The following is a 22753-nucleotide window of genomic DNA, read 5'->3' on the forward strand; positions in this document are numbered from 1 at the left end:
CCCTGCGTGCAACGCGCCAACCAGCCCGGTCTGCGAAGTATGCTCCCGGAGCGCCGATCCCCGCCCGCTCGCCCGCATCAGCCTGTCGTCGGATATTTATCGCGGATGTCTGGTGGCAACCAGCACAAATTGGATACCGTTGTCTCGACCAACTGATCTGTGCCTCGCTCAGCAACCCGGGCTGCTGCGGTGTTTGGCCAGCTACGTGGCGTGAATTGGAAGGCGACTCGGTGAATCGGTATCCGCTGTTGGACAACGGGTTTCGCAATGCGCTCGCAGTGGTACTGGTAACTGCCAGTGTCGGCGCATGCTCGACGGGGACGCGCGCGGCACCCTCACCGGAAACGCTGCCGCCTGGAACGGCTCGAGTGATGATCAACAACCAAGCGCTGCCGGAGACTCACGCGGTGCAGTGCCTGCCGATCGGGTCACTGACCATGATCACGGCCGGTGACGATACCTCTGGCGCGAAAGCCTCTGTCTCCAACGAAAAAGCACTCACCGCGAAGTCGGTGACCTTCCACGGTCTGGCTGGGTTCACAGGCAGTTACGCGCAAGGGATTCAAGGCGCGGCGCAGACAACGATGAACGGTTATACCTACATTATTCGCGGCAGCGCCGAGGGCTTCAATCAGAACGATCCAGCCTTGAGAACGGTGGACACCTTCACGATGCAGGTTGCGTGTTAGGAGGCCGGTGCGAGCTGCGGCGCTCGGCCTGCGACCCACATCGGTTGGAGCCAAACATCGGTCGGACATGCCTTGGTCACGGACGGGGCCAGCCTAAAACCGCCGGGATCCGCACTCAGGCCGGCGACGGAAGGTAATTGGTCGCCGAGTTTCTCAGTTGCCAGATCAGGTTCGGGCACAGCTCCTGGGCCGCCTGTGATATCAGATATGTCGCCTGGTATTCGTCAGAGGTGCTCAAATCCGTTTTGATGTCGCCCACGATGCTGGCATAGCCTTCACCTGCGGCGATCTTCTGGCAGATGCCGTGCCCGTAGGCCAGGGCCTGGTCGGCATTGGCGAAGTGATACCCGGGCCGAACCGTGACGTTGAGCAGGTAAGCCGGGTCATCGGCGCTCGCGATCGAAGCGCTCGCTACGGCGACTGCACCGATCGCGGCAACCATCCAGCCGATTTGACCTAAACGGTTCACATTGCTTCCTCGAAGACCGGGCTAGGGACATAAAGTAATACATTTAGTTGGTTGGCGTGGTGTCAGGCTCGCGCGGTGCCTGGATCGCTCGATGACTGCACGTTTGCGCTCGTGGCCGCCCAGTCAGCCAGCTACTGCGGCGGGTTGCCCGGCGGTGGATAGACTCCTCGCAGAATCCAGGGCAGCCAGTTGATGCCGAACTCGAGTTCGTCGCTGGCGTCGTAGTCAGGAGTGGGATCCATCGGAATGTTCTGGCCTTCAGTGCTCGCGGGCGGATGTCCCGGAGTTCCTTGCGGCTGGCCGTAAACCGCCACCACGACGGTGCGATCCGGACTGTTCAGCGACCAAACCCCCATCTGGCTGTTGGCGCAGTTGGACATTATCGTGAAGTCGGCCGGGTCGTGATACCACCGGTTGATCAAGTCGTTGCCGCTGATCGCGATCGACTGGTTGATCGCCACTGTTTCTGCCACCGGACCGTGAAAGCCCGCCGCGCCAGCGCGATCCTGTGGGGTGGATCCATCCGAGCCCACGTCACCATCGAGAGCACGGTTGTTCAGCACATCTTCAGTGTGCCGCTGCGCAGCGAGCTGCAATTGCGGGTTAATCCTCACATCGTTTCCGCACCCCGCCTGGTGTTGCACGGTGAAGACGTTGGCGACAACGCCATCGTTGAGCCGCTTGTTGTTCGGTATCAGCGTGTTGTTGTCGTTATCTGCGTGCGCGGCGGGGATCCCCATCAGTGCGCCCCCGATAACAACCACTAAGGCGGGCAGGCGCGGCAGACCGTGCTGCATGTGCAACTCCTCCTTTGAGCCGCCAGACGGCGCGAGAACTGGACACGACGCGTAGCGTTAGGCGACGAATATCATTGCCGATCTGCATCTTTGGACTACTCGCCGCTCGACGCATGGCGCATCTCGGATCGCAAGAAGATTAGTCAAGAGCTGGCCACGCTGCGCTCGACATGGGTGTAGGTTACCTACGTGGCGGCTGAATCGTCCAGTGTTTTAGCTGATCAAAATAGATAGATGGTTATATCGATAGCCGACGGCAGCAGGCGACCGACCGGTGCAATCTTCCGCATCGGCATGGGCGACTGGATAGCCACATTGGCGCCAACGCGCCGCGGCGTCGCACCGCTGTGTCAGATTGTGGCCGCGAGGTGCTAAGTCATGTTCATGCCGGCATCGAGCATGAGTGTCGTGCCGGTGTAATACCGACCGGCGTCGGAGACTAGGAACAGCACCGTCTCGGACACGTCCACCGGTTCGATAATTGTGACGGGCAGCGCGTTGGTCATTGCCTTGGCGAGATGTTCGTGTTTAGCGATGACTTCAAACAGGCCTGGGTTCTCCACGATCATCGTGGTGTTGACGCCGGTCGGCGCGATCGCCATGACGCGGATGTTCTTGTGCGCAAGGCGCTGTGCGTACGCGCGTACCAAGCCGGTGACGCCGATCTTGGCCGCTGCGTAGGAATCTGCACCGCCGCTTCCGTCGGTGAGCGCCTTGAGCCCGGCCATCGAACTCGTAACGACCATGGCGCCACCGCGCTCTGACTCGATCATGTGCGCACTTGCGATCTGCAGCGTGTTCCACACCCCGGTAAGCATCACGCCGATCCCGAGCTCCCAGGCGGCAACGGGATCGGGCTCATCGACGCGGTTAAGAAGGACCCCGGCGTTCGCGACGATGGTGTCGATGTAGCCGAATTCTGCTACACCGCCGTCGAATGCCTCCTGCAATGCCTTTCGATCCCTCACATCGGCGTGCCGGGCCAGCATTCGTCGCCCGGTCTTCTCTACCAGGCGAGCGGTCTCGTCAAGGTCCTCCGGTGTCGCCAGCGGATAAAGCACGCCATCGAGCTGTCGACAAATATCGACACCGACGATGTCGGCGCCCTCTTCTGCCAACCGCACTGCATGCGAGCGGCCCTGCCCTTTACCTGCACCCGTGATGAACGCGACGCGTCCGTCCATCGAACCCATGCTGCCTCCTTAACTTGACCTGCATTCCCGACTCGTCTGGCCAGCATCGTGTCGCGCCGCACTGCGGCAGGTGATCCGACGTGACCGCCCGATGCGACCCCAAAGACCCATTGGAATGAAGGCGGTCAATCCTAGGCTCCCAATCCGAGCACAGGCGCGTTGTGAGGCATGCCGACTCCGCCCGCAAAGCGTCTGCCTGATGGCAAATCTCGCTGCCCAACCCAACGCCGTCCGGTCAGCGGCTCGCCGCGATTGCTGCTAGCGAAGCTCACTCTAACCGGGCGAAAATAAAATAGCTATATAGATGCCTATTTATTTCTTTAGAGACGACCTTGGGTCCGCAGGTCAGGGTGGACCCAATCAGGTGAACGCCTTTCCTTAAACGCCAGAAATCCTTCGCGAGCCTCTGAGCCATCCAGGCTGACTTTCATCCCAATCCGGTCGTAGAGCCCCATGTAGTTATCCAAGCTGGCTTTCACCAGTGCGCGTGCGTGCGGCGCGGTTCGACAGCAGTGCACAAGAACTTCGCGGGCTTGGGCCATCAATTCATCGTGGGGCACCACTCGAGCGACCAAGCCCCAGTCGGCCGCCTCCTGGGCGGACAACGTGCGCCCAGTCAGCATTAAATCGCGTGTGCGTACCGGGCCGATCAGCCGGGCGAGCATGTGGCTGTAGTAGGTGTCGGCTATGCCTCGATAAAGCTCGGGCACGCGAAACGTCGCGCGTTCACTGACGACCGCCACGTCGCTGCAAATGGCAATTTGGAGTCCTCCGCCCTGAGCCAGCCCGTTCACGGCGGCAACGACAGGTTTGGCGGACTGGCGCAGGGTGTCGAAAGGGGTGACATCCATGCCCATCGTGGAAGCGAAGTCCATCCAATTGTCCTCAGCGCGTTGACCGAGGTCCCCGCCGGGGGCGAATACGTCGCCGGTCCCAGTGATCAACAAGCCGGCCAGATTCGCGTCGGCATTCACCCGCGAGATTGCATAGCGGATGCCGAAATACATCGCAGGGGTCATGGCGTTTCGTGCTGCGGGGCGATCGAGTGTCAATACCGCGAAGGCGCCCGCGCGCTGGAATGCCAGATACGGCGTGCCCAACCAGTCCCCGTCTGGCGGTCTCGGGGTCCCGTTTGGCGACCCATCCCCCACGATGTCTGTTTCGGCAGTCACGTCTCGAGTCATCACAACTCCGGTGTCACGGCGCTGATGGCGCCTGCGCGGATCGGAACGCTGACAATATGTCAGTAGGCTGTCATATTGTCAACACTGTGCTATCGGCGATCGCAGAACGCGCTTTACCAACGAGTCTGCGCAATAACGGCTTCCATGAATATCTGAGACGGGTGAGACCTCAATGCGTCATTGTGGTAACGACTTGGGCCGAAAAAAGCAGCAGCAACTCCGGGGTTGGCGCGACAACATACCCGCGCCGCGGCGATGACTCCATTCCACTGGATGCGCGCGACGCTGCTAGGCCTAGGTCGCCGGATCGCGATTCGACACCTTGGGTGCCGACGTCATCGTGCTGGACGGCCACAGTGATCAAACAGCAGATGTTCTGGGCGCAAAGGCCTTTGGCATCAATGCGATACGTCGCATAGGGCTGCCGGTGGCTCCGGCATTCTGTCTGACCACCGCCGTCTGCGCGCGCTGGTTCTCCGATTCCGCCGCCACCATTGACGAAATTTGGCCTGACATCCGCGCCGGCATGTGTTGGCTCGAGTCTGAAACATCACGCACGTTCGGTGCAGGACCACATCCCCTGCTGGTGAGCGCGCGTAGCGGGGCCGCGCAGTCGATGCCCGGCATGCTGGACACCGAGCTCAACCTCGGCATCGATGACTCCGTAGAAAAGTCGTTGGCTAAGGAATTCTCGCCGCGCTTTGCTGCCGACGTCCGGGATCGCTTCTGCCGCATGTATCGAACCATCGTGCTCGCCGACGAATCAGGTCCGATCCCCGATGACCCGGAGCGCCAGCTACGTGAGGCGATCGAAGAGGTGTTTAGGTCTTGGCGGAAAGAACGCGCCGTCACCTACCGTCGTCATCGCGGTCTCGACGACATCGCAGGAACTGGTGTCGTCGTTCAAGCCACGGTCTTCGGCAACTATGACACCGACTCCGGAACCGGGGTCCTGTTCTCCCGTGATCCGCGAACCGGTGCCGAGACACCGTTTGGTGAATGGCTGCGCTGTAGGCAAGGCGAAAACGTCGTGTCTGGGACTACCGACGTCGAGCCTATCTCGGCGCTCGCCGAACGCTTGCCCGACGTTCATCCCGAGCTGATACGTGCGGCGCGCCAGCTTGAACGCCTGCATACCGGCTTGCGGGACATCGAATTCACGGTCGAGCGAGGCAAATTGTGGCTACTGCAGACGCGGGCGGCCAAGCGATCGGCGCACGCGGCGGTCCTAGTCTCTGGACTCGAGGTGAAGTGCGATCGGCGGTCCGCGAAGATCGCGATGTACTGTCCTGAACGGACGGCCTCGTCCGCGCGCCAGGGCAGCCGTTTGGCCATCAGCGCAGCAGAGCTGGTAGTGCTGAGAATTCTTGGCGGATCAGATCATCGAGGCCCGCGCCTCGCGTGAGAAGCCATCGCTCCATTGCTCGCTGCAGCAGCAGCATGCTGACCGATGCGAGCAGGAGGCATTCCTCGTCAGGCTCGGGCAGGCCGCGTCGCTGCGCCACCACAGCGGCAATTGTGGCGATGTTGTCGTCGTGGTTGCGCCGTTCCCGCCCCAGCAGCGTGAGCGACGATTCCACCGCATCGTGATATTGGGCGATGCGCTGGCGGATTCGCTTGAGGCCCGGCGCAAGTAGCGCGAACGACTCGGCCACCGCCTGGTAGTCCGACAACGCCTCGTCCTGAGCCCGGTACACGCCGCTGAACGACGCGACGAAGTCATACTCACCAGAGAACAGCACCGATTCCTTCGTCGGGAAATACCGAAAGAACGTTCGTGGCGAGACCCCGGCCGCTTCGGCGATCTCGTCGGTCGTCGTGTGGTCGTAGCCTTGGGCGCTAAACAGGCTCATGGCGGTTTCTAGCAGCCTGTTGCGCGTTCGCGCTGCGTGTTCGTCTCGCGGTGAACGGTCGCCTCTAACCATCGGCGTTCCTCCTTGTCTTCGTCGGCTGCGACGAACGTAGAGCCGCACCGACCGAACGGGGGCATCGTTGACACCAGTGCCCGCTCGAGACGATACTAACGCCAACTATGACAGAAGACTGTCATAGTTGATCCAACAGAGAGGTTCGTGTGCAATGAGTCAGGCGGCCCAACAGGTATCCAACGCTGATTTCAGCATCGATGACCTTCCGTTTCCCGTCGATCGCACCCGTGCGTGGCGCGAGCTGCGGGAACGTGGCGCGGTGGTACAAGGCCGCCGTGAGGTCGTCATGACCAGCGCTGAATCCGTCGACTTTGCTGCCAAACGACCAGAAGTGTTTTCGTCGGCTAGGGCTTTCGACCGGCTCGGAAGCCCGGTTCCAATCGTGCCGATCGCCATCGATCCGCCCGACCACACCCGATTCCGACGGTTGCTCGATCCATTCTTCAGTCCCCGTCGAATGGCTGAGCGAGAGCAAGAACTTCGCTGCCAAGCTGGTGAATTGATCGACGCGATCAAGGCACGAGGCAAGTGTGAGTTTGTGGGAGATCTGGCTACTCCCTTTCCTTCACAAGTCTTCTTGACCCTGTTCGGGCTGCCCCTGGCCGACCGTGACCGGCTGGTGCAATGGAAGGAATCCATCCTTGCTTTCACTGACCCCGCCAGCCCGGAGCCGACACCGGAAGTCATGCAGCATGCATTGGAGCTTTTCACCCACTTGAGTGAGCATATCGCCGAGCGCCGGGCCAATCCCGAGGATGAGGACCTGCTGTCGCAGCTCATCACGCTCCACGACGAAGGCGGGATGACTGATGACGAAATCCTGGGCCTGTGTTTCCTTTTCGTGCTCGCCGGGCTCGACACGGTGACCGCTGCCTTGGGGTTCTCGTTCACGCGGCTAGCCCAGGACACCGCGCTGCGCCATGCGCTCATCGATGACCCATCGCGCATCCCGTTTTTCATAGAAGAGCAACTTCGCGTGGACCCACCGGTGCCCTTTGCGCCGCGTGTGGTCACCGGAGACGTTGAAGTCGCCGGCGTCAAGCTGTCTAAGGACACCGATGTGTTGATCAGCTATGGGTGCGCGAACCGCGATCCCGAGTCGTATCCGGACGCCGACAACGTCCACACCGACAAGCGGCCGCCGCACTTTGCTTTTGGTCGCGGTCCGCACCGTTGTCTAGGGTCGCATCTGGCCAGGTTGGAGCTGCGCATCATTCTCGAAGAGTGGCACCGCCGGATACCGGACTACCGGTTGGCCGACGGCGCCGTTCCGGCGGTACCGTGGCCGGCCGGAACGCTGGGTCTCGATGCGGTGCCCCTGGTCTTCGACTAGTCCGATCGCTCAGCCGACCTTCGGCATGACTTCGTCAGCCACCCAGCGCATATGATCGAGATAGGCCTCGAAGTCGTTGAGAGGCGGTGGATTCACCCATGTCTCGGTGACCCCGAGTTCGGCCAGCATGCCGCACTTATCGATGACCTGCTGGGTGTTTTGGCCGAACTGGGCCTCTTTGTCATCGACGATTGCGTGTTCTTGGCCGATCGACAACACGGCAAGACTGTAGAACAACGAGAATGGCCTGCCGTCGAACCCTGGTTGGGCGCGAAGGTACTCCATCTTTTGCGGCAGCTCTTGAGGTTTGGTCAGCCAAGGCGCCCAGCCATCGCCGAACCTTGCGGCTCGGCGCAGGACCGCGTCCGCATCCCCACCCATCCAAAGGGTCGGGTGCGGCTTGCTGACCGGCTTTGGTCCGAAGACAATGTCGGAGAACTTCACAAACTCGCCGCCGAACTCGGGCTCGTCAGCGTGCCATAACTCAAACATCGCCTCGAGCGACTCGTCTGCGATTCGACCGCGCTTGTTGAAAGGTACCCCCAAAGCGCGGTACTCCTCTTGCAGCCACCCAACTCCGATCGTCATCTGGGCGCGGCCATTGCTGAGCCAATCAAGTGTTGCAAGGGATTTCGCGGCGATCACCGGATTGTGCAGCGGCAGAATCGTTACCATCGATCCGATGGTGATGGTGGACGTGGCGCCGGCGATGAAGGCCTGAGCCGTCGTGGCATCGAAGTAGTGGTTCCCGGATAGGTCCACGTGTGCCTTAGGGGTGATGAAGTGTTCCGGCAGGAACAGGGTCGAAAAGCCCAGTCGCTCAGCAGTCTGTGCCACTGTCGCGATGTCTTTACCCGACAGCTCGTATTCCCACTCCTGGGTGACGGCGGCAACGTGCATGCAGTTGGGTAAGACGACGGCGAATTTCATGCGGCGGCCCTTTCGGTGTGCGGCCCGCCCAGTAGCCACGTCTCGGACCGCCTGAGTGTCAATTCCTCGGTGAGACTATGGCAGTAGACTGACACACGTCAATGCGATGCCGGCGTCCGCGGCGGCTAACTTCGATGGGTGGTAGCAGATGGCGGGAGTCAGCTGATTGCGGAATGCACGATCCCGCTCGGACGGTCGCCGGTGTCGGCTCCGACACGATGTGCGCTTATACCTTCGGTGAGCATGAGAAAGGACGGGCAATGACCTCGGCCGATTTGAGTTCGGGATTGCCCCCGTCCCGGGAGGCAGTGTTGAGCAGCGGTCCCGACGTAGCGGGGTGGACGGAAAACCAGTTGTTCACCCCTACGATCTGGTCAATGACATTGGAATGTGGCTGCACCTCGGCACTGTCGCCAACGTCTGGGAATTGTGTGAGGACCGCGTTCTGATCGGTCTGCCGGCCGATCGGGGCGTGCTCAGCATGTGGGCCTATCACCGCACCGCACCGTCGTGCCGCCCGGCGGGGGCCAACCTGGCGTTCGAATGCGTCGAGCCGTTCGTCGAATGGCCTTCAATTTTGAAGGCTTCTGCTTGCAGATCGTCCTACGATGCGACGCGCACCGGCGCGCTCACAGATGACCCGAAGTCCCGAGTGCACCTCGATCTGCGTGTCAGAGCAGTGACACCGGTGTGGGATGCCGAGGCCGTGCCAGCCACTGACACCGGCGCGGCAATGGCCGAGCAGAGTTGGGCGCGTGAACACTACGAGCAGCTTGCCCACGCACACGGGCACCTCATTGTTGACTCCGACCTGATCGCATTCAACGGTCACGTATGGCGTGATCACTCGCGGGGCCCCCGCGGCGCCGACACACCGCGCGACTGGCGCGGCCATGTCATTGCCAGCGGCGTCATGCCGTCCGGATGTGGTTTCGGGTTCAGCCGCTACTGGACCCGCGATGGCCGCGTCACCCTCGAGGATGCCTACGTAATCGACGATCAAGGACTCGAGCATGTTTCGGTTGATCGCATACCCGGGCCCGCTGTCGTTGCGCGCGACGGGGAGAAGTTCACGGCTTCGATTGGTGGTGTGGAAATCGAGGTCGATGCGGGTGTCCATGGCTGACGGCTTGCCGTATGGCGTGATCGAACCTGCCCGCGCCTACACCATCGGCTGGGCTGATCACCGGCCGGTTCTCCGCGGCGGCGCCGATGCTGCGTGGCGGCTTCCGGTGGCATCACCGACTGAACCGCGTTGACTGTGACAGTCCACTGTCATAGTGTGTCGTTCACGATACCAGGCGTTGGGATGAGCAGAGGGAGCGCGCGTAGACGTGGCCGACAATGTATTCGTGGTGCTGACCAATCCGATCACCGGTGAGGACGACCGCTTCAACGAGTGGTACGACACCACACACATACCGCAGGTGCTCAACGTACCCGGAGTCGTTGCCGCACAGCGGTATGAAGTGTCGGAAGTTACGGTGCCCGATGACAAGGACCTGCCGGCCACGCTTCCACCACCGACGCACCGGTACATGGTGATCTACGAGCTGGACAGAGATCCCAACGAGGTGATGCAGGAATTTCTGGCCCGCGTGATCGCAGGACGCTTAACCCTGGGCGAGACTCTCGACCTGACCACCATCTCCTTAACCGGCTGGATCCCTCGCGGCAAGTCCCAACGCGCGGCAGTTAGGGAATCTGCGTGAGCGAGCTCGGCGAGATCATTCGCCGCCAACGCGCCTGCAGGCGTTTTGATCCCGCCGGCGTGGTCTCTGACGCCGACATCGAGACGATGCTTGAAGCTGCGGTGCACGCGCCAAGTGCGGAGAATTCGCAGCCGTGGGTGTTCGTGGTGGTTCGCGAGCAACGGACGCGTGCGGCCTTGGCGGCATGGTGGTCAGAGACGTGGAACGCCGGGGGCGGCGACTTTGTGAAGCAGCGCGTCAACGACAAGCTCCTCGTCGCTGATTTCGAATACGGCATGGCCCACGGGGGATTCGCGGCCGCGCCGGTCGTGGTGGTCATCGGTGCCGACAATGACCGTGTCCCCGAAATCTATGCGGGATCATCGATTTATCCAGCAGCGCAGAATTTCCTTCTGACAGCCGCCGATTTGGGCTACGGCGCCTGCCTGACGACCGGACTGACCACCTTCGGCGTCGAGCAGGTGCGTGAGCTGACCAATCTTCCCGCGACTGTGATGCCGATGGCGGCAGTCTATCTCGGAATTCCTGCGCGTCGGCTCTCTGCGCCGCGCCGGCGCCCGGCAACGTCCGTGACTTATCGCGAGGAGTACGGAAAGGCGTGGTGAAGGGCGCGCCACCGAAGTCGACGCGAAAAAAGGAGCCGAGCTCGTGCCTCTCGCACTAACTGAAGAACATCGCGACCTCGCCGACGTCGCGAAATCCGTTGTTGCGAGCCGAGGCGGTCTAGCCGTTGCGCGGCGAGCACTTCTGGATCCGGCTGTCCCGGATCGCTGGTGGACTGCTGAACCTCTCTGGAACGAGATCGCATCAACGGGATGGCTCGGTTTGCATGTGGCCGAGCAGGACGGCGGCCAGGGCTATGGCCTGCCGGAGCTGGCCATCGTTGTAGAACAGCTCGGACGCGCCGCGCTCGGCGGCCCTTTCCTTCCGACGGTTCTTGCCGCGGCGGTGATCACGGAGTCCGGCACCGACGCCCAGCGCCAACGCTGGTTGCCCGGTCTGGTTTCCGGAGATGTCGTCGCCGGAATTGTGGTGGCTCCCGACGCCACCGTGGTGGGTGCCCACGTCTCGTCTGAGGACGCTGCGGGGCTCGCCGAGCCGGGCGCCGACCTCTATCTGGTGTGGGCGGGCAATGATCTGTTGCTCGTCGAGTCCGATGACACACTGGTTGCCCGTCGCACCGACAGTATCGACCAGTTAATGAGATCGGTTGTGGCGGTGTCGATGTCATCATCATCGGTCGCCGACTTCTTCGCCGGTGCCGCGGCATCGGGTAATAGAGCTCTTCGCCTGCTTTGTGCGGCCGAGGCGGCGGGTGGCTTGGCCGCTTGTACCGAGATGGCCACCACCTACGCACTTACCCGCGAGCAGTTCGGCCGCCCTATCGGATCGTTTCAAGCCGTCAAACACCATTGCGCGAACATGCTCATCGACACCGAGCTATCGACCGCGATGGTGTGGGACGCGGCGCGCGCGAGCGGAAAAGAAGCCCTGGTGGCAACGGCCATGGCCGCGGGTCACGCGTTGCCCGCCTATCAGCGCGGCGCCTTGCAGAGCATCCAGATTCACGGTGGTATCGGATACACCTGGGAGCACGACGCCCATCTGTACCTGAGAAGAGCCACGGTGCTGAACATGCTCAACGGCGGGCCGGAGGCGCTTCGGGAGGCCGTGTTCGGGATGCAACAGGACGGATTGCGCCGGCGCAATTCCCTCGAGCTGCCGTCCGAGCCGGTAGGTTATCGCCAAGCAGCGCAGCAGTTTCGGGCCGAGCTGGCCGAAACGAATGACGAAGGTCGCCAGCGGCTATGGGCCAGAAGTGGCTACTTACAACCACATTGGCCACGTCCTTATGGCCGCTCCGCGGACTCAGTCGAACAACTGGTCATTGAGGAGACGCTGGCCGGGTTGGACAAGCCGAGCCTCGGGTTGGGTGAATGGGTGGTTCCCACCCTGCTTCAGCATGGGACCGACGAACAGGTCGAGCGGATGATCTGGCCCAGCCTTGAAGGCGATCTGCGCTGGTGCCAGCTCTTTAGCGAACCAGGCGCGGGGTCGGATGCGGCGGCGGTGACAACCCGGGCTGCGCGCGCCGAGGCCGGCTGGTGGGTCACTGGACAGAAGGTGTGGACCAGCGACGCGATGAACTGCCAGCGAGGCTTGGCGACGGTCCGGACTGACCCGACCGCATCCAAGCACAAGGGTATCACCGCCATGATTATCGATCTTGCTGCCCCCGGAGTAACGATTCGACCGCTCACCGAGATCACCGGCGAAACCTTGTTCAATGAAGTGTTTTTCGATGATGTCTACGTGCCGGACGAGGATGTCGTCGGTGCCGTCAACGCGGGTTGGGCGGTGGCCATGGCCACCCTGGGCAACGAACGGGTGTCCATCGGTGGTGGGTCGGTCACCATGGAGGCTGAGCACCTACTCGAGCTGATGTCGACCCACGGCGGCGGTGACAACGGGTTGGCGCGTGACGTCGGCGCGCTGCTTATCGAGGCGCACGGCATAGCCGCCCTGAACATGCGCCAAGCAGCGCGGGCAGTCTTCGATACTGGCGCGGGGGTGGAGGGAAACATCGTGAAGCTCGTGGGCGCCGAACACGCCCAACGAGTCGCCGAACTGGCACTCACCATCGCTCGACCCGCGGTGCTCACCGGTGGCGCCGACGAGATCACACACGACTATCTGTTCAGCCGCTGCTTAACCATCGCCGGCGGGACGTCGGAAATCATCAGAAACCTTGTCGGCGAACGCATTCTGGGCCTGCCTCGCGATCCCGTTCCGAGGTAGGCCTGACCACCGCTCACGGGAGTGCCATCGGCCGGTTGGGGTGCGGTGAGCGTAGAACGCGCACGCTGTGCGTGCGGCAACTCTTGCCGGTCTGCTGCCCGCGGGCCTGCATCACCGGACTTGGTCGTGATGACACCGCTCAGGATGGCAGTGCCGCGGCGGTGCCGAGATCGCAATATGCTGGCGCGAAGCGATCCATCACGGCTTCGACAATGTCGACCGAATACATCTGGTGGTGTGATCGCCCACATGCAAAAGCCCCAGGCTGGGCTTTGCCGGTACGCCAACCACATTGAGTCAGGGTCGGGCACCGATACGACACCGGCGTCCGTCAGTCGGCCACGGTAGTTATCGAGCAATTCACGTTCGTATGCGCGACGCTCCTCGGGTGGCAGCGCGGCGATGAGTGCATAGCCAATGTCGTCTGACCACGATCCTCGCCTAACGAGCCGCCAGTCGAGGACTCCCGTGCGGCCGTCCCGCAGGGCATAGGTGTTGCGGGGGTGCGGGTCACCGTGCAGCAACGTGATCGGCTGCCGCGCTACTTCGTTCTGCAGCCTCCAGAACGAAGCTTCCATGCCGTCGATGTCCGTGCCTGCGGTCCGCAATAGCGCTTGCTTATGAGGCAAGTCGAGCAGCATGCGGATCAGGGCGAATCCGTCAACGCGGAGAAAGTCGGCGAATCGGCCCGTCGCCGGATGCTGCAGCCGGCTCAAGTCTCCGGAGTCCGTGAGGCGAGGACTGCCCCAATAGGTCGCGTGCAAGCGGCTCAACGTGAGCAGCAGCTGGTCAACTTGCTCCACCGACATTTCTGCCACCGCATCGGGCACCTTCGCCTCACGCACGGTGATGTCTTCTCCTAGGATCAGGAACTGTGATGGTCGATCCAATGGTTCGGCGAAGTAGCCAGCCATTGTCTCGACGTCCAGGTCGCGGCGAAGGTCGCGATAAAACCGTGTCTCGTCATCGATGAGCACGGTCCCGCCGCCACCTTCTGACAGGCTCTCACCGTATCCGTCCGGCAACTCGTGGACGCTGGGCAGCTGGGTCTTGACGAACAAACGAGTTGGCAGTGTGGTGTCAGGCTCGGCGTATTCGACATCGATGTACAGCTACGAGTAATGCCCTGCCACGTCCGCCGGATTGTCAGATCAGCTACGGTCACATTCGGATCCGTTTGTCGCAGAATAGCTGTGAGCAGATCGGCTGTGAGATCGGCGGGGGTTGCGAATGTCACCGACAGGCCTTGAGCGGTCATTGGCTCCCCATCGCTTGATGTGGCAGTTGACTGTCACAGTTTATCGGATGCAGTCTTGGCGTGGGGTGGATTGGCCGCACGCGTGGCCGCTCGTCGGGCACGGCTCGTGGTACCCGGGAATGTCTTCTCCGCGGCGCGGTGGCCATGCCGGAAGCGTGGGAAGCGGGAACGCGATTCAGTCGTCGACGAAATTCAGCCGCAGCGCCCGGGTGAGAACCACCAACATGAGATCGGCGCTGTCGTAATCGCTGTCAGTCGACCGCCGCGCCATAGTCATGTCGGTCATTCGGCCCAGGACGCTGAGAAAGATCGCCGCGCCGACCCGAAGGTCGATGGCCTCGGGCAGGCCAGATCGGGCAAGCAACGCGGTTGCAGCTTGCTGAAATGGTCCTAGACAGGCTTTAACGGCGTCGGCCAGTTGCCGGTTCAGTGCCCCGTCGTACCAGGTTTGGATGACCGCTCCGTAGCTGCGATGGAAGCGCACGTAGTGGCCCAGCCACGCGTGCATTGATGCTCTGGTGGCGCCACGACCCGCGAGCCGTTGCAGGTCGGCGGCCAGCCCAGCGCTTTCCACCAGTGCCCATTGGGTGAGCTCGGACAGGATGGCGCCCTTGGTACCGAAATGGCGGTACAGCGTTGCCCTGCTGACGTTGGCGGCAGATGCGATGTCTTCCATGCTGACCGCGTAATAGCCCCGCTCGGCGAATAGCGCCGAGCCGGCAGCGACGATGTCCGAGCGGATAGGCGACACCGACGGTGGCGGCTCCGCCGGCGCTAACGCGGCCCGGCGCGCGCAATCCGCCACCGCGGGCGGGTCAGCATTCACCCGCACCACCTCGAGCACTGTGTGCGCCGTGTCCGGAAACAACAGCAGCTGTAACGCCACCGTCAGTGATGCGGTCACCCCGCTTGCCGACGGCAGTCCCCACATGCGGCGGTAGCGGTACAGGTTCACCATGTGGGCGACCCGGACGACGGCGGCGGCGGCATCCTCGGGTACGAGTCCCTCGACACTGGCCTCACGCGCTCGGCATGACACGGCCTCGAGATACCGGTTCAACACATCTTCGGCGCCCGACACGATGTCGGGCGACAAGCCGAGTCCAGGAAATGCCAGCAGCACGACCGCGTGCTCGTCGTAGAGGGCAGTCCATCTGTCTAGCCAGCGGTGCAGATTGCTGATCCCGGTCGCATCGGGCCCGAGCGACTTGAGTTCACCGGCGTGTTCGACTACCGCGGGAACGCACTGAGCAGCCAGTTCACGGTAGATGTCGGACTTGTCTTCGAAATATTGGTAGACCGTGGCTCGCGAGCCACCCGCTGCCTTGGCAATTGCTTCGATGGACGTGCCATGAAATCCGCGGTCGAGGAACAGGCGGGCGGCACCGCGAACGATGGATTCACGCGTGTGCAGGCCCCGACGGCCTACCTCGTTGGTGGGCGCATAACCGGCCCGGCGCACCTTCTCAGGTTTGACCATGACATTCACATCATGAACCAGGCGGTGGTCGGGGTGGGTTAGGGATTCGGGTGCGGCCCGGAAGGATTGCGCCGGGCCTTGCCCGCATACCCGAAGAAGCGTTCGAAGTTGGCGTCGTTGATGGGCTGCGCCGAATTTCGTAATGCCGCCGCGCGTAACGCGTCCAGTCGGCGTCTGGCTGTGTCCAATTCGGCGGCGCTGCCGTGCTCGGTGAGCTCTGCGACCCGTTGTTGGGCGGTTGCGACCTCGATGCGCAGACGCTCCCCCGCCTCCCCGAAGGTGAGCAGGTCGTGATCGTCCTCCTCACTTTTGCCCCGGTCGGGCGGCGGTGGCGCGGGTTGTGGCACCGGTGTCTCCCCTCTAGCTTTCCGCGTGTGGCCTGCGTCATATACTCTGAGACAAAGCGTCAGAAATCAAGACATTGTGTCAGAAAGGTGCGAGATGCCGCTTCGCGATGAACACCAGATCGTCTCCGTCGACGATCACCTTGTCGAGCATCCACGGGTATGGCAGGACCGCCTGCCGGAGAAATTCCGCGAAGATGGCCCACGCATCGTCGAGCAGGACGAAATGCATCTGTGGAGCTATGACGGCCAGATCTTCCCCACCATCGGGCTCAACGCCGTGGCGGGAAAGCCGCCGCAGGAATGGGGCTTGGACCCTGTGCGCTATGAGGACATGATTCCGGGCTGCTATGACCCGGTTGCACGCATCGCCGATATGGATCTAGACGGCGTGCAGTCCGCATTGTGCTTTCCGTCGTTCCCGGGCTTCGCCGGCGGCACCTTCCAGCGGGCCGACGACAAGGAGCTTGCGTTGCTCTGCGTCAAGGCGTGGAACGATTTCTACATCGACGAGTGGTGTGCCACCGCACCGGAGCGCTACGTGCCGCTGGCAATCCTGCCGGTCTGGGACATCGAGGCGACTATCGCCGAGGCCGAGCGTGTGGCCGCAAAGGGCGCACGGACGGTGTCCTTCCCGGACAGCCCGGTGCCGCTCGATCTGCCGTCCTTTCACTCCGATCACTGGGATGGGCTGTGGCAGGTGTGCAGCGAAACCCGGATGCCGGTGTCACTGCACTTTGGCTCCGGCTCCTTTGTTCCTGGGTTTTCCTTCTCCTCAGTCAAACCGATTCCGGGCAAACTCAACGTTCCAGACGCCCCGTTCGCGGTCGCCACTGCCTTATTTTCGACAAATCTGATGTGGACCACCGTCGACCTGTTGTTCTCCGGCAAGTTGCAGAAGTTCCCTGACCTGCAATTCTCGCTGGCCGAGGGTGGAATCGGCTGGGTACCATACATTTTGGAGCGATCTGACTACGTGTGGGAACGTCACCGTTACTACCAGAACATCGATTTCGACACTCGGCCCTCGGATCTTTTCCGCAAGCATTTCTGGGGCTGTTTCATCGACGACGAACACGGGCTGAAAAATCGCCACCAGATCGGTGTCGACCGGATCACGCTGGAAATTGACTTCCCGCACTCGGATTCGAATTGGCCGAACTCCCGTAAGCGGGCCGCGGAAGTGCTCGCCGAGGTGCCCGACGACGAGTGCTCGCTCATAGTTGAGGAGAACGCCCGTCGCCTGCTCAACTTCCCCCGCATTTCGGCGGGCACACCAGCCCTGGCCGGCTAGGCGCAGGATCGGCTGCGGGTGGGCCTGAGCGCAACCGCGACCAGGCCCACCCGTCTAGTCAACCGGTGACCCTCACCAATCACAGCCGGTGAGCTCGACCGAAACCTCCCACAGTCGGCGCGAGGCTTGGGAGTCACGCGCTTTGGCTCGCACCGCAGTCGCTTTGGGCCGACCCCACTGGTGCAGCAGGCCGCGCGGGGCGATGTAGGTGCCGTTGGGCAGATCGGTCGCGATCGCCGCAATCGTGGACCGGGCACCCTGCTCGGGGGTTTGCGCAATCCTGGGCGCGAGCACCTCGCCCGCCCAGCGCAGTGGTGTCGACCCAGCTTTGGTGATGCCGGTGGCAGTCATACCCGGGTCAGACGCATAGGCTCGACGTCCGCGGTTCACCAGTTCATGGACAAACAGCATGTTCGCCAGCTTCGACTCGTTGTATGCCCCAAAAGGGCTGTAGCGTCGCCGAAGACAGTTCAAGTCGTCGAAGTGAATCTGGGCCAGCGCGTGATTGCTGCTCGCCACTGACACGATCCGGTTACGGATCCGATCGCCCAGCAGGCACGTCAGCGCGAAGTGACCGAGGTGGTTGGTGCCCATGTGCGCTTCGAAACCATCGGCTGTCCTGGTGAGAGGTAGGCCGAGCACGCCGGCGTTGTTGACCAGCACATCCGTGTAGTCGATCGATTCGGCAAACCTGCGGATGCTTGCCAAGTCGGCGAGGTCGAGTTGCTTCACCTCGACAGTGCCTGGTAATGACGTGACGGCTTCGCGCCCCTTGGGCAGGGAACGGCAGGCGATCACGACCTCGTGACCGACAGCGGCCATGGCCCTCGCCGTGGCCTTACCTACTCCGCTGTTGCCTCCGGTGATGATGATTCGCACCGCGTTGTGCTCCCCTCTGCGTGGTCGACGGACGGCGAATAAAATTCGATATTTATATAACGGTATTGTGGCATCGACCGGCTCGACATCAGTCTGCCTGAAGCGAAGGAGAGCCCGTGGCCGTCGACCGAACGCTGCCGACACCGGAGGCCCACAACCTTATCGATCTCGTGCGGCAGGTGGCGGACAAGGTCCTTGATCCCGTCGTGGATCGTCACGAACGCGAGCACAGCTATGCCGACGGCATTTTCCAGACCCTGGGAGAGGCCGGCCTGCTGAGCCTGCCCCAACCGACCGAATGGGGCGGCGGTGAGCAACCGTTCGCGGTGTATCTGCAGGTTTTAGAGGAGTTAGCGGCACGCTGGGCTGCGGTCGCGGTCGCGGTCGGCGTGCACAGCCTCGCTTGCCACCCGATGCTGACCTTCGGCACCGGCGACCAGCGTCAACGGTGGTTGCCAGAGATGCTCGGCGGTGAAACGATCGGCGCCTACAGCCTGTCAGAGCCTGACGGGGGGTCTGACGCGGCCGCATTGCGGTGCCAGGCCGAGAAGACCTCTAACGGCTACCGGATCAGCGGCACGAAGGCGTGGATCACCCACGGCGGCATCGCCGACTTCTACACGTTGTTCGCCCGTACCGCACCGGGATCACGAGGTATCAGCTGCTTCCTCGTTCCCGGTGGCGTGGCAGGCCTGACCTTTGGCCCGCCCGAGGACAAGATGGGCCTCAACGGCGTGCCGACGACGACGGCCTTCTACGACGACGTGGAGTTGGGAGACCACCGCCGGATCAGCGACGAAGGGCAAGGCCTGCACATCGCGTTCAGCGCGCTCGATAGCGGACGCCTGGGCATCGCTGCGGTTGCGGTCGGCATCGCGCAGGCGGCGCTGGATGCCGCCGCGAGTTACGCGCAAGAGTGCACGGCGTTCGGCCGCAAAATCATCGACCATCAAGGGCTCGGATTCGTACTGGCCGACATGGCGGCGGCGACAGATTCGGCGCGCGCCACCTATCTGGATGCCGCCCGGAGGCGCGACGCCGGGCGGCCGTATTCGCGCGGCGCGTCAGTCGCCAAATTGGTGGCAACCGATGCCGCGATGAAGGTGACCACCGATGCCGTCCAGGTGTTCGGCGGATATGGCTACACCCGTGAATACCGGGTTGAGCGCTTCATGCGCGAAGCAAAGATCACGCAGACGCCGCGGGCCGATCTTCGAAGGCACCAACCAAATTCAACGTCTCGTGATCAGCCGTCAGCTCAACGCTGCCGGGCGCGATCGATGAGAGGCAACCACTCGATGCTGACCTCTAGCGGTTCCGCCGGGAACGCAAGGTCTTGCTGCCGCGTCTCCACCGGGCGCGGTCCAGCGCGCCGCAATACCGGCTTGCGCTTCCTCGGTACCAACACATCAAGGATGCAATATAATCTTGAGCGCGCCCCAGCTGCGGGAGGTGGTCGCGCTGTCGGACAACACCAGCGAGGTCGCGAGCACGGGGTCGCTTCAAAGAGCGTGCAGATCCGCCGTGCCAATGCACATCGCAGCCACCCCGGAGGTCTGGTCCCCGTGCCGTGCGGCACCACGGTGTATGAGGCCAACGAGTGCGGCATGGTCACCGGTTCTGCGAGACTAATGATTACGACCGTGTAGGAGGCCGCCGTTTACGATCCGCCCACCATGGGGAGCGCCCCATCATGGATCGCGCGCATTCACGACGCGCACGTCGGGAATGATCGCCCTGTCTTGTACGATTCGGCTGGTGTCATCAGCGGACGCCAGCTCATTGGTAAGGCGGCAACTGCCGCAGAGTTTCTCGTCACGTTAGGGGCGCCGACGGGTGTGGCAGTGCCCGCGCTGGTTACCACCAACGCCGACTCAATCGCCCTTCTGCTGGGCGGCGCGTCGGCCGACCGGCCGCTGGCGCCGGTCGGGCCGCGGTTAACAGTCGATGAGATCGCCGGGATGGCCGGTTCCTGCGGCTCACCAGTTCTGCTCACCGAGCACGCCTTCGCCGACACTGCCCGCGAGGTGGCACACCGTGCTGGCCTGCGCGCTATCACCATCCCGGTGTTCGCATCATCGAGAAACGGGTTGCCTGCTGCTGTCAATCAAGCCGCTTTCGTCCTGCATACGGCCGGAACGACGGGAACATCCAAGCAGGTCCCCATCAGCGATCGGGTCATGCTGGGCCGGGCGCTTATCTTGGAAGACCTGATCGGCTTCGGGCCGACGACGACTTTCGCCACCGGGTCCCCCATCCACCACATCGGTGGAATAGGGAATCTCCTGGCGGCGCTGACCGCTGGCGGCGCAGCGGCGGCCACCGCGCGGTTCAGCGCGGAATGGTGGTCGCGGTTGTCCACGGTCGGGGTCACGCATGCGTCACTCGTCCCCACGATGATCGAAATGCTGCTCAGTTGGGGCATTCTCGACAGCGTTGCGCTCACGACATTGGTCTACGGTGCCGCCCCGATCCGACCGCAGACAGTTCGCCGGATCATCGACCTGATGCCCAAGGCCAATGTGATCAGCCTGTTCGGCCAGACCGAGGGCAGCCCCATCACGTGCTTGACCGCGGAAGACCACCGATGCGCAACCACCCGACCCGAACTGCTCAAAACCGTCGGCCGCGCAGTTCCCGGCCTACGCCTGCGTATCGACAATGCACCCGACCAGAGCGTGGGCGAGGTACTGGCCGCCGCACCCCATTTGGCGGTCACCGACTCCAACGGCTGGCTGCACACCGGCGACCTCGGTGAACTCGACGCAGACGGCTATCTGCTGTTGCGCGGACGCTACCACGACAAGATCGTGCGCGGAGGCGAGAACGTCTTCCCCTCGGAGGTGGAGAACATTCTTTCCTCACATCCGCAAATCAAGTCGATCGGAGTCGTCGGTGTACCGGATGAACGGCTCGGCGAGACGATCGCTGCGTTTGTGGTACCCCTCGACGCTGCAGATCCACCCTGCACAAGCGGATTGCACGCGTGGGCCCGTACGCGCATGGCCGGGTTCAAGGTTCCCGCGTTTTGGTACTTCGTTTCCGAGTTGCCGCTCAGCAGCGCCGGCAAGCTCTTGCGCTACCGACTTCGCAGCGCCCATCTCGAAGGCGCCGGCAATGCCCGATGACACCTGCTCCCGTGGCGCCGCCGATGCGCATCACGCCTGCGGCGAGCTACGCCGAAACGACAACGGGGGTAAGGGCCACGGCCAGAAGGGATGTCGACGATGACAGATTCAGTGTCGGCGCGGAGGCGTCGCGGAGACTTCGACGGCAGTTGGGATCCGCGGCTGATGCGTCGGTCATCACCGCACTGCGCCCGGTGACCAAGGGCTGGTTTCGTTGTGAGGTCCACGGACTCGATCGCATGCCCCTGCCGGCTCGCTGGTCGTCGGCAACCATCCCGGTGGCCTGTTCGCTATGGACATCCCTGTCGTTGCGACCGGCCTGTCGACCACTTTGGCTATGAGCGGCCGCTACACCCTGGGTCACGACATATTGTTCAACGGCCCTCAGGGCAAAGCGTTGCAGCGGGCATCCGCCGTGGCACCGCGCAGCCGGGCAGGGATCCAGAGATGGCCAAGCGTTTCGCCCTGCCGCCGACGCTGCTGAACCATATTGTTTTACCGGGTCGGCGTTTTGCCACTTCGACGGTCGCGCTTGCTGGAGCCAAAAGATACGAGCAAGCATTCCGGTGTCACCTTGAACGACCTTGTGCTCACATATGCGCCGGGGCGTTGCGAGAACTATTGCTGCACTTGAGCCACACACCAGACCGACCGCTCATCGGGTCGATGCCGGTGAGCACCGACCCCAGCCCAGAGCGTGTCAGCGGCAATGCTTTAGGCGGACTGCTCTTCTCCCGCCGGCACACATCGACGATCCCCTTCGGCGGATTGAGCGGGTTGGCATCGCAGCAACGAACGCCAAAAAGACCAATGTACGGCTGGGTCCTGATGTCATGAGCCGCTGGATGGACTACAGGCCTGCACCACTCGCCGCTGCGGGCATGCGGCGAACGGCTGCCCGCACGGCGCGCAGCCGACTGCAAAACGTGACGGTCTCCAACGTTCCCGGCCCGCGCAAGCGCGGTCACGTCGACGGTGCGGCCCAGCATCAGTTCTTCCCAGTCGGACCGCTTGTCGCGGGCACTGCCATGAACGTCACGGTATGGAGTTGCGTCGATCAGCGCAACTTCTCGGTGCTGACCGACGACAGCATTGTTGATCCTCATGTGATGACGGAAGCCGTGGTGCGCGAACTAGCCGTGATCCGAAGGGCGGCCGGCCTGCCGGCCGCCCTGGACGCGAGTGAACCCGTCACCGCGGCTCTGCCGGGGGCCGGCGGACAGTCCGCGTCGGCTGCAACCGAGCCGGGGCCGCAATAGGCTCGACATGGCTCCAGGCGTACGGACATCGCGCCCGCAAACTCGGTGAATAGCCCATCCAGGCTAGATAATCCCCA

The 22753-nt window shown here is 62.7% G+C and carries 20 protein-coding genes and 1 pseudogene; 11 read left to right on the top strand and 10 right to left on the bottom strand.

The window, feature by feature from the left end:
* The first annotated feature begins 230 nt into the window (after positions 1-230).
* The gene (locus ACYQ8K_RS17590; RefSeq protein ID WP_459970925.1) at positions 231-689 is read left to right on the top strand and encodes a lipoprotein LpqH; all 459 of its coding nucleotides are present in this window, start codon (positions 231-233) and stop codon (positions 687-689) included.
* A 115-nt stretch (positions 690-804) separates the two neighbouring features.
* Here ACYQ8K_RS17590 and ACYQ8K_RS17595 read toward each other — a convergent pair whose 3' ends face one another.
* From ACYQ8K_RS17595 to ACYQ8K_RS17610, 4 genes are all read right to left on the bottom strand, one after another.
* The gene (locus ACYQ8K_RS17595) at positions 805-1131 is read right to left on the bottom strand and encodes a DUF732 domain-containing protein (RefSeq protein WP_459971018.1); all 327 of its coding nucleotides are present in this window, start codon (positions 1129-1131) and stop codon (positions 805-807) included.
* A 158-nt stretch (positions 1132-1289) separates the two neighbouring features.
* Positions 1290-1955, bottom strand: coding sequence for a CAP domain-containing protein (locus tag ACYQ8K_RS17600; RefSeq protein WP_459970927.1), 666 nt, complete (start codon positions 1953-1955; stop codon positions 1290-1292).
* 371 nt (positions 1956-2326) lie between these two features.
* Positions 2327-3148: a mycofactocin-coupled SDR family oxidoreductase gene (locus ACYQ8K_RS17605; protein WP_459970929.1), complete on the bottom strand. Its 822-nt coding sequence runs from the start codon at positions 3146-3148 to the stop codon at positions 2327-2329.
* Positions 3149-3468: 320 nt separating this feature from the next.
* Positions 3469-4332 (bottom strand): enoyl-CoA hydratase/isomerase family protein, encoded by an 864-nt coding sequence (locus tag ACYQ8K_RS17610; RefSeq protein ID WP_459970930.1) that lies wholly within the window; start codon positions 4330-4332, stop codon positions 3469-3471.
* Positions 4333-4654: 322 nt separating this feature from the next.
* Between ACYQ8K_RS17610 and ACYQ8K_RS17615 the strand changes: the two genes are divergently transcribed.
* On the top strand, positions 4655-5737 hold the full coding sequence (locus ACYQ8K_RS17615) for a PEP/pyruvate-binding domain-containing protein (RefSeq protein WP_459970932.1): 1083 nt from the start codon (positions 4655-4657) through the stop codon (positions 5735-5737).
* On the opposite strand, the gene ACYQ8K_RS17620 is transcribed toward ACYQ8K_RS17615, so the two are convergent.
* The gene (locus ACYQ8K_RS17620) at positions 5667-6257 is read right to left on the bottom strand and encodes a TetR family transcriptional regulator (RefSeq protein WP_459970934.1); all 591 of its coding nucleotides are present in this window, start codon (positions 6255-6257) and stop codon (positions 5667-5669) included. The two genes, ACYQ8K_RS17615 and ACYQ8K_RS17620, sit on opposite strands and share 71 nt — an antisense overlap.
* 154 nt (positions 6258-6411) lie before the next feature.
* Between ACYQ8K_RS17620 and ACYQ8K_RS17625 the strand changes: the two genes are divergently transcribed.
* The gene (locus tag ACYQ8K_RS17625) at positions 6412-7593 is read left to right on the top strand and encodes a cytochrome P450 (RefSeq protein ID WP_459970936.1); all 1182 of its coding nucleotides are present in this window, start codon (positions 6412-6414) and stop codon (positions 7591-7593) included.
* 9 nt (positions 7594-7602) lie between these two features.
* Here ACYQ8K_RS17625 and ACYQ8K_RS17630 read toward each other — a convergent pair whose 3' ends face one another.
* Positions 7603-8523, bottom strand: a complete 921-nt coding sequence (locus ACYQ8K_RS17630) for a TIGR03619 family F420-dependent LLM class oxidoreductase (protein WP_459970938.1) — start codon at positions 8521-8523, stop codon at positions 7603-7605.
* Between the two features lie 337 nt (positions 8524-8860).
* Between ACYQ8K_RS17630 and ACYQ8K_RS17635 the strand changes: the two genes are divergently transcribed.
* The 4 genes from ACYQ8K_RS17635 (at position 8861) to ACYQ8K_RS17650 (ending at position 13034) form a co-directional block, all read left to right on the top strand.
* Positions 8861-9649, top strand: coding sequence for a 6-phosphofructokinase (locus tag ACYQ8K_RS17635; protein WP_459970940.1), 789 nt, complete (start codon positions 8861-8863; stop codon positions 9647-9649).
* Between the two features lie 208 nt (positions 9650-9857).
* Positions 9858-10235 (top strand): hypothetical protein, encoded by a 378-nt coding sequence (locus ACYQ8K_RS17640; RefSeq protein WP_459970942.1) that lies wholly within the window; start codon positions 9858-9860, stop codon positions 10233-10235.
* The gene (locus ACYQ8K_RS17645) at positions 10232-10840 is read left to right on the top strand and encodes a nitroreductase family protein (RefSeq protein WP_459970943.1); all 609 of its coding nucleotides are present in this window, start codon (positions 10232-10234) and stop codon (positions 10838-10840) included. The genes ACYQ8K_RS17640 and ACYQ8K_RS17645 overlap by 4 nt, the downstream gene beginning before the upstream one ends.
* A gap of 43 nt (positions 10841-10883) precedes the next feature.
* Positions 10884-13034 carry an acyl-CoA dehydrogenase gene (locus ACYQ8K_RS17650; RefSeq protein ID WP_459970945.1) on the top strand — a complete coding sequence of 717 codons (2151 nt, stop codon included), beginning with the start codon at positions 10884-10886 and terminating at the stop codon, positions 13032-13034.
* Here the strand turns inward: ACYQ8K_RS17650 and ACYQ8K_RS17655 are convergent.
* The 3 genes from ACYQ8K_RS17655 to ACYQ8K_RS17665 all read right to left on the bottom strand — a co-directional run bounded on the left by ACYQ8K_RS17655 (position 12926) and on the right by ACYQ8K_RS17665 (position 16119).
* Positions 12926-14011, bottom strand: a complete 1086-nt coding sequence (locus ACYQ8K_RS17655) for a phosphotransferase (protein WP_459970946.1) — start codon at positions 14009-14011, stop codon at positions 12926-12928. The two genes, ACYQ8K_RS17650 and ACYQ8K_RS17655, sit on opposite strands and share 109 nt — an antisense overlap.
* Before the next feature lie 456 nt (positions 14012-14467).
* Positions 14468-15772 carry a TetR/AcrR family transcriptional regulator gene (locus tag ACYQ8K_RS17660; protein WP_459970948.1) on the bottom strand — a complete coding sequence of 435 codons (1305 nt, stop codon included), beginning with the start codon at positions 15770-15772 and terminating at the stop codon, positions 14468-14470.
* A gap of 38 nt (positions 15773-15810) precedes the next feature.
* Positions 15811-16119 (bottom strand): acyl-CoA synthetase, encoded by a 309-nt coding sequence (locus ACYQ8K_RS17665; RefSeq protein WP_459970950.1) that lies wholly within the window; start codon positions 16117-16119, stop codon positions 15811-15813.
* Positions 16120-16213: 94 nt separating this feature from the next.
* Here ACYQ8K_RS17665 and ACYQ8K_RS17670 point away from each other — a divergent pair, with 94 nt between their 5' ends.
* On the top strand, positions 16214-17410 hold the full coding sequence (locus ACYQ8K_RS17670) for an amidohydrolase family protein (protein WP_459970951.1): 1197 nt from the start codon (positions 16214-16216) through the stop codon (positions 17408-17410).
* A gap of 72 nt (positions 17411-17482) precedes the next feature.
* Here the strand turns inward: ACYQ8K_RS17670 and ACYQ8K_RS17675 are convergent, their stop codons facing one another.
* Positions 17483-18289, bottom strand: a complete 807-nt coding sequence (locus ACYQ8K_RS17675) for an SDR family NAD(P)-dependent oxidoreductase (protein WP_459971020.1) — start codon at positions 18287-18289, stop codon at positions 17483-17485.
* A gap of 116 nt (positions 18290-18405) precedes the next feature.
* Between ACYQ8K_RS17675 and ACYQ8K_RS17680 the strand changes: the two are divergent.
* The 3 genes and pseudogenes from ACYQ8K_RS17680 (at position 18406) to ACYQ8K_RS17690 (ending at position 22676) form a co-directional block, all read left to right on the top strand.
* A pseudogene (locus ACYQ8K_RS17680) lies at positions 18406-19573 on the top strand (acyl-CoA dehydrogenase family protein).
* Positions 19574-19965: 392 nt separating this feature from the next.
* Entirely contained in the window at positions 19966-21417 is a 1452-nt protein-coding gene (locus ACYQ8K_RS17685) for a class I adenylate-forming enzyme family protein (RefSeq protein ID WP_459970952.1), read from the top strand.
* A gap of 596 nt (positions 21418-22013) precedes the next feature.
* Complete coding sequence (locus tag ACYQ8K_RS17690; RefSeq protein WP_459970954.1) at positions 22014-22676, top strand: WS/DGAT domain-containing protein; 663 nt, start codon at positions 22014-22016, stop codon at positions 22674-22676.
* Positions 22677-22753: the final 77 nt, after the last annotated feature.

Source organism: Mycobacterium sp. MUNTM1, assembly GCF_054660795.1.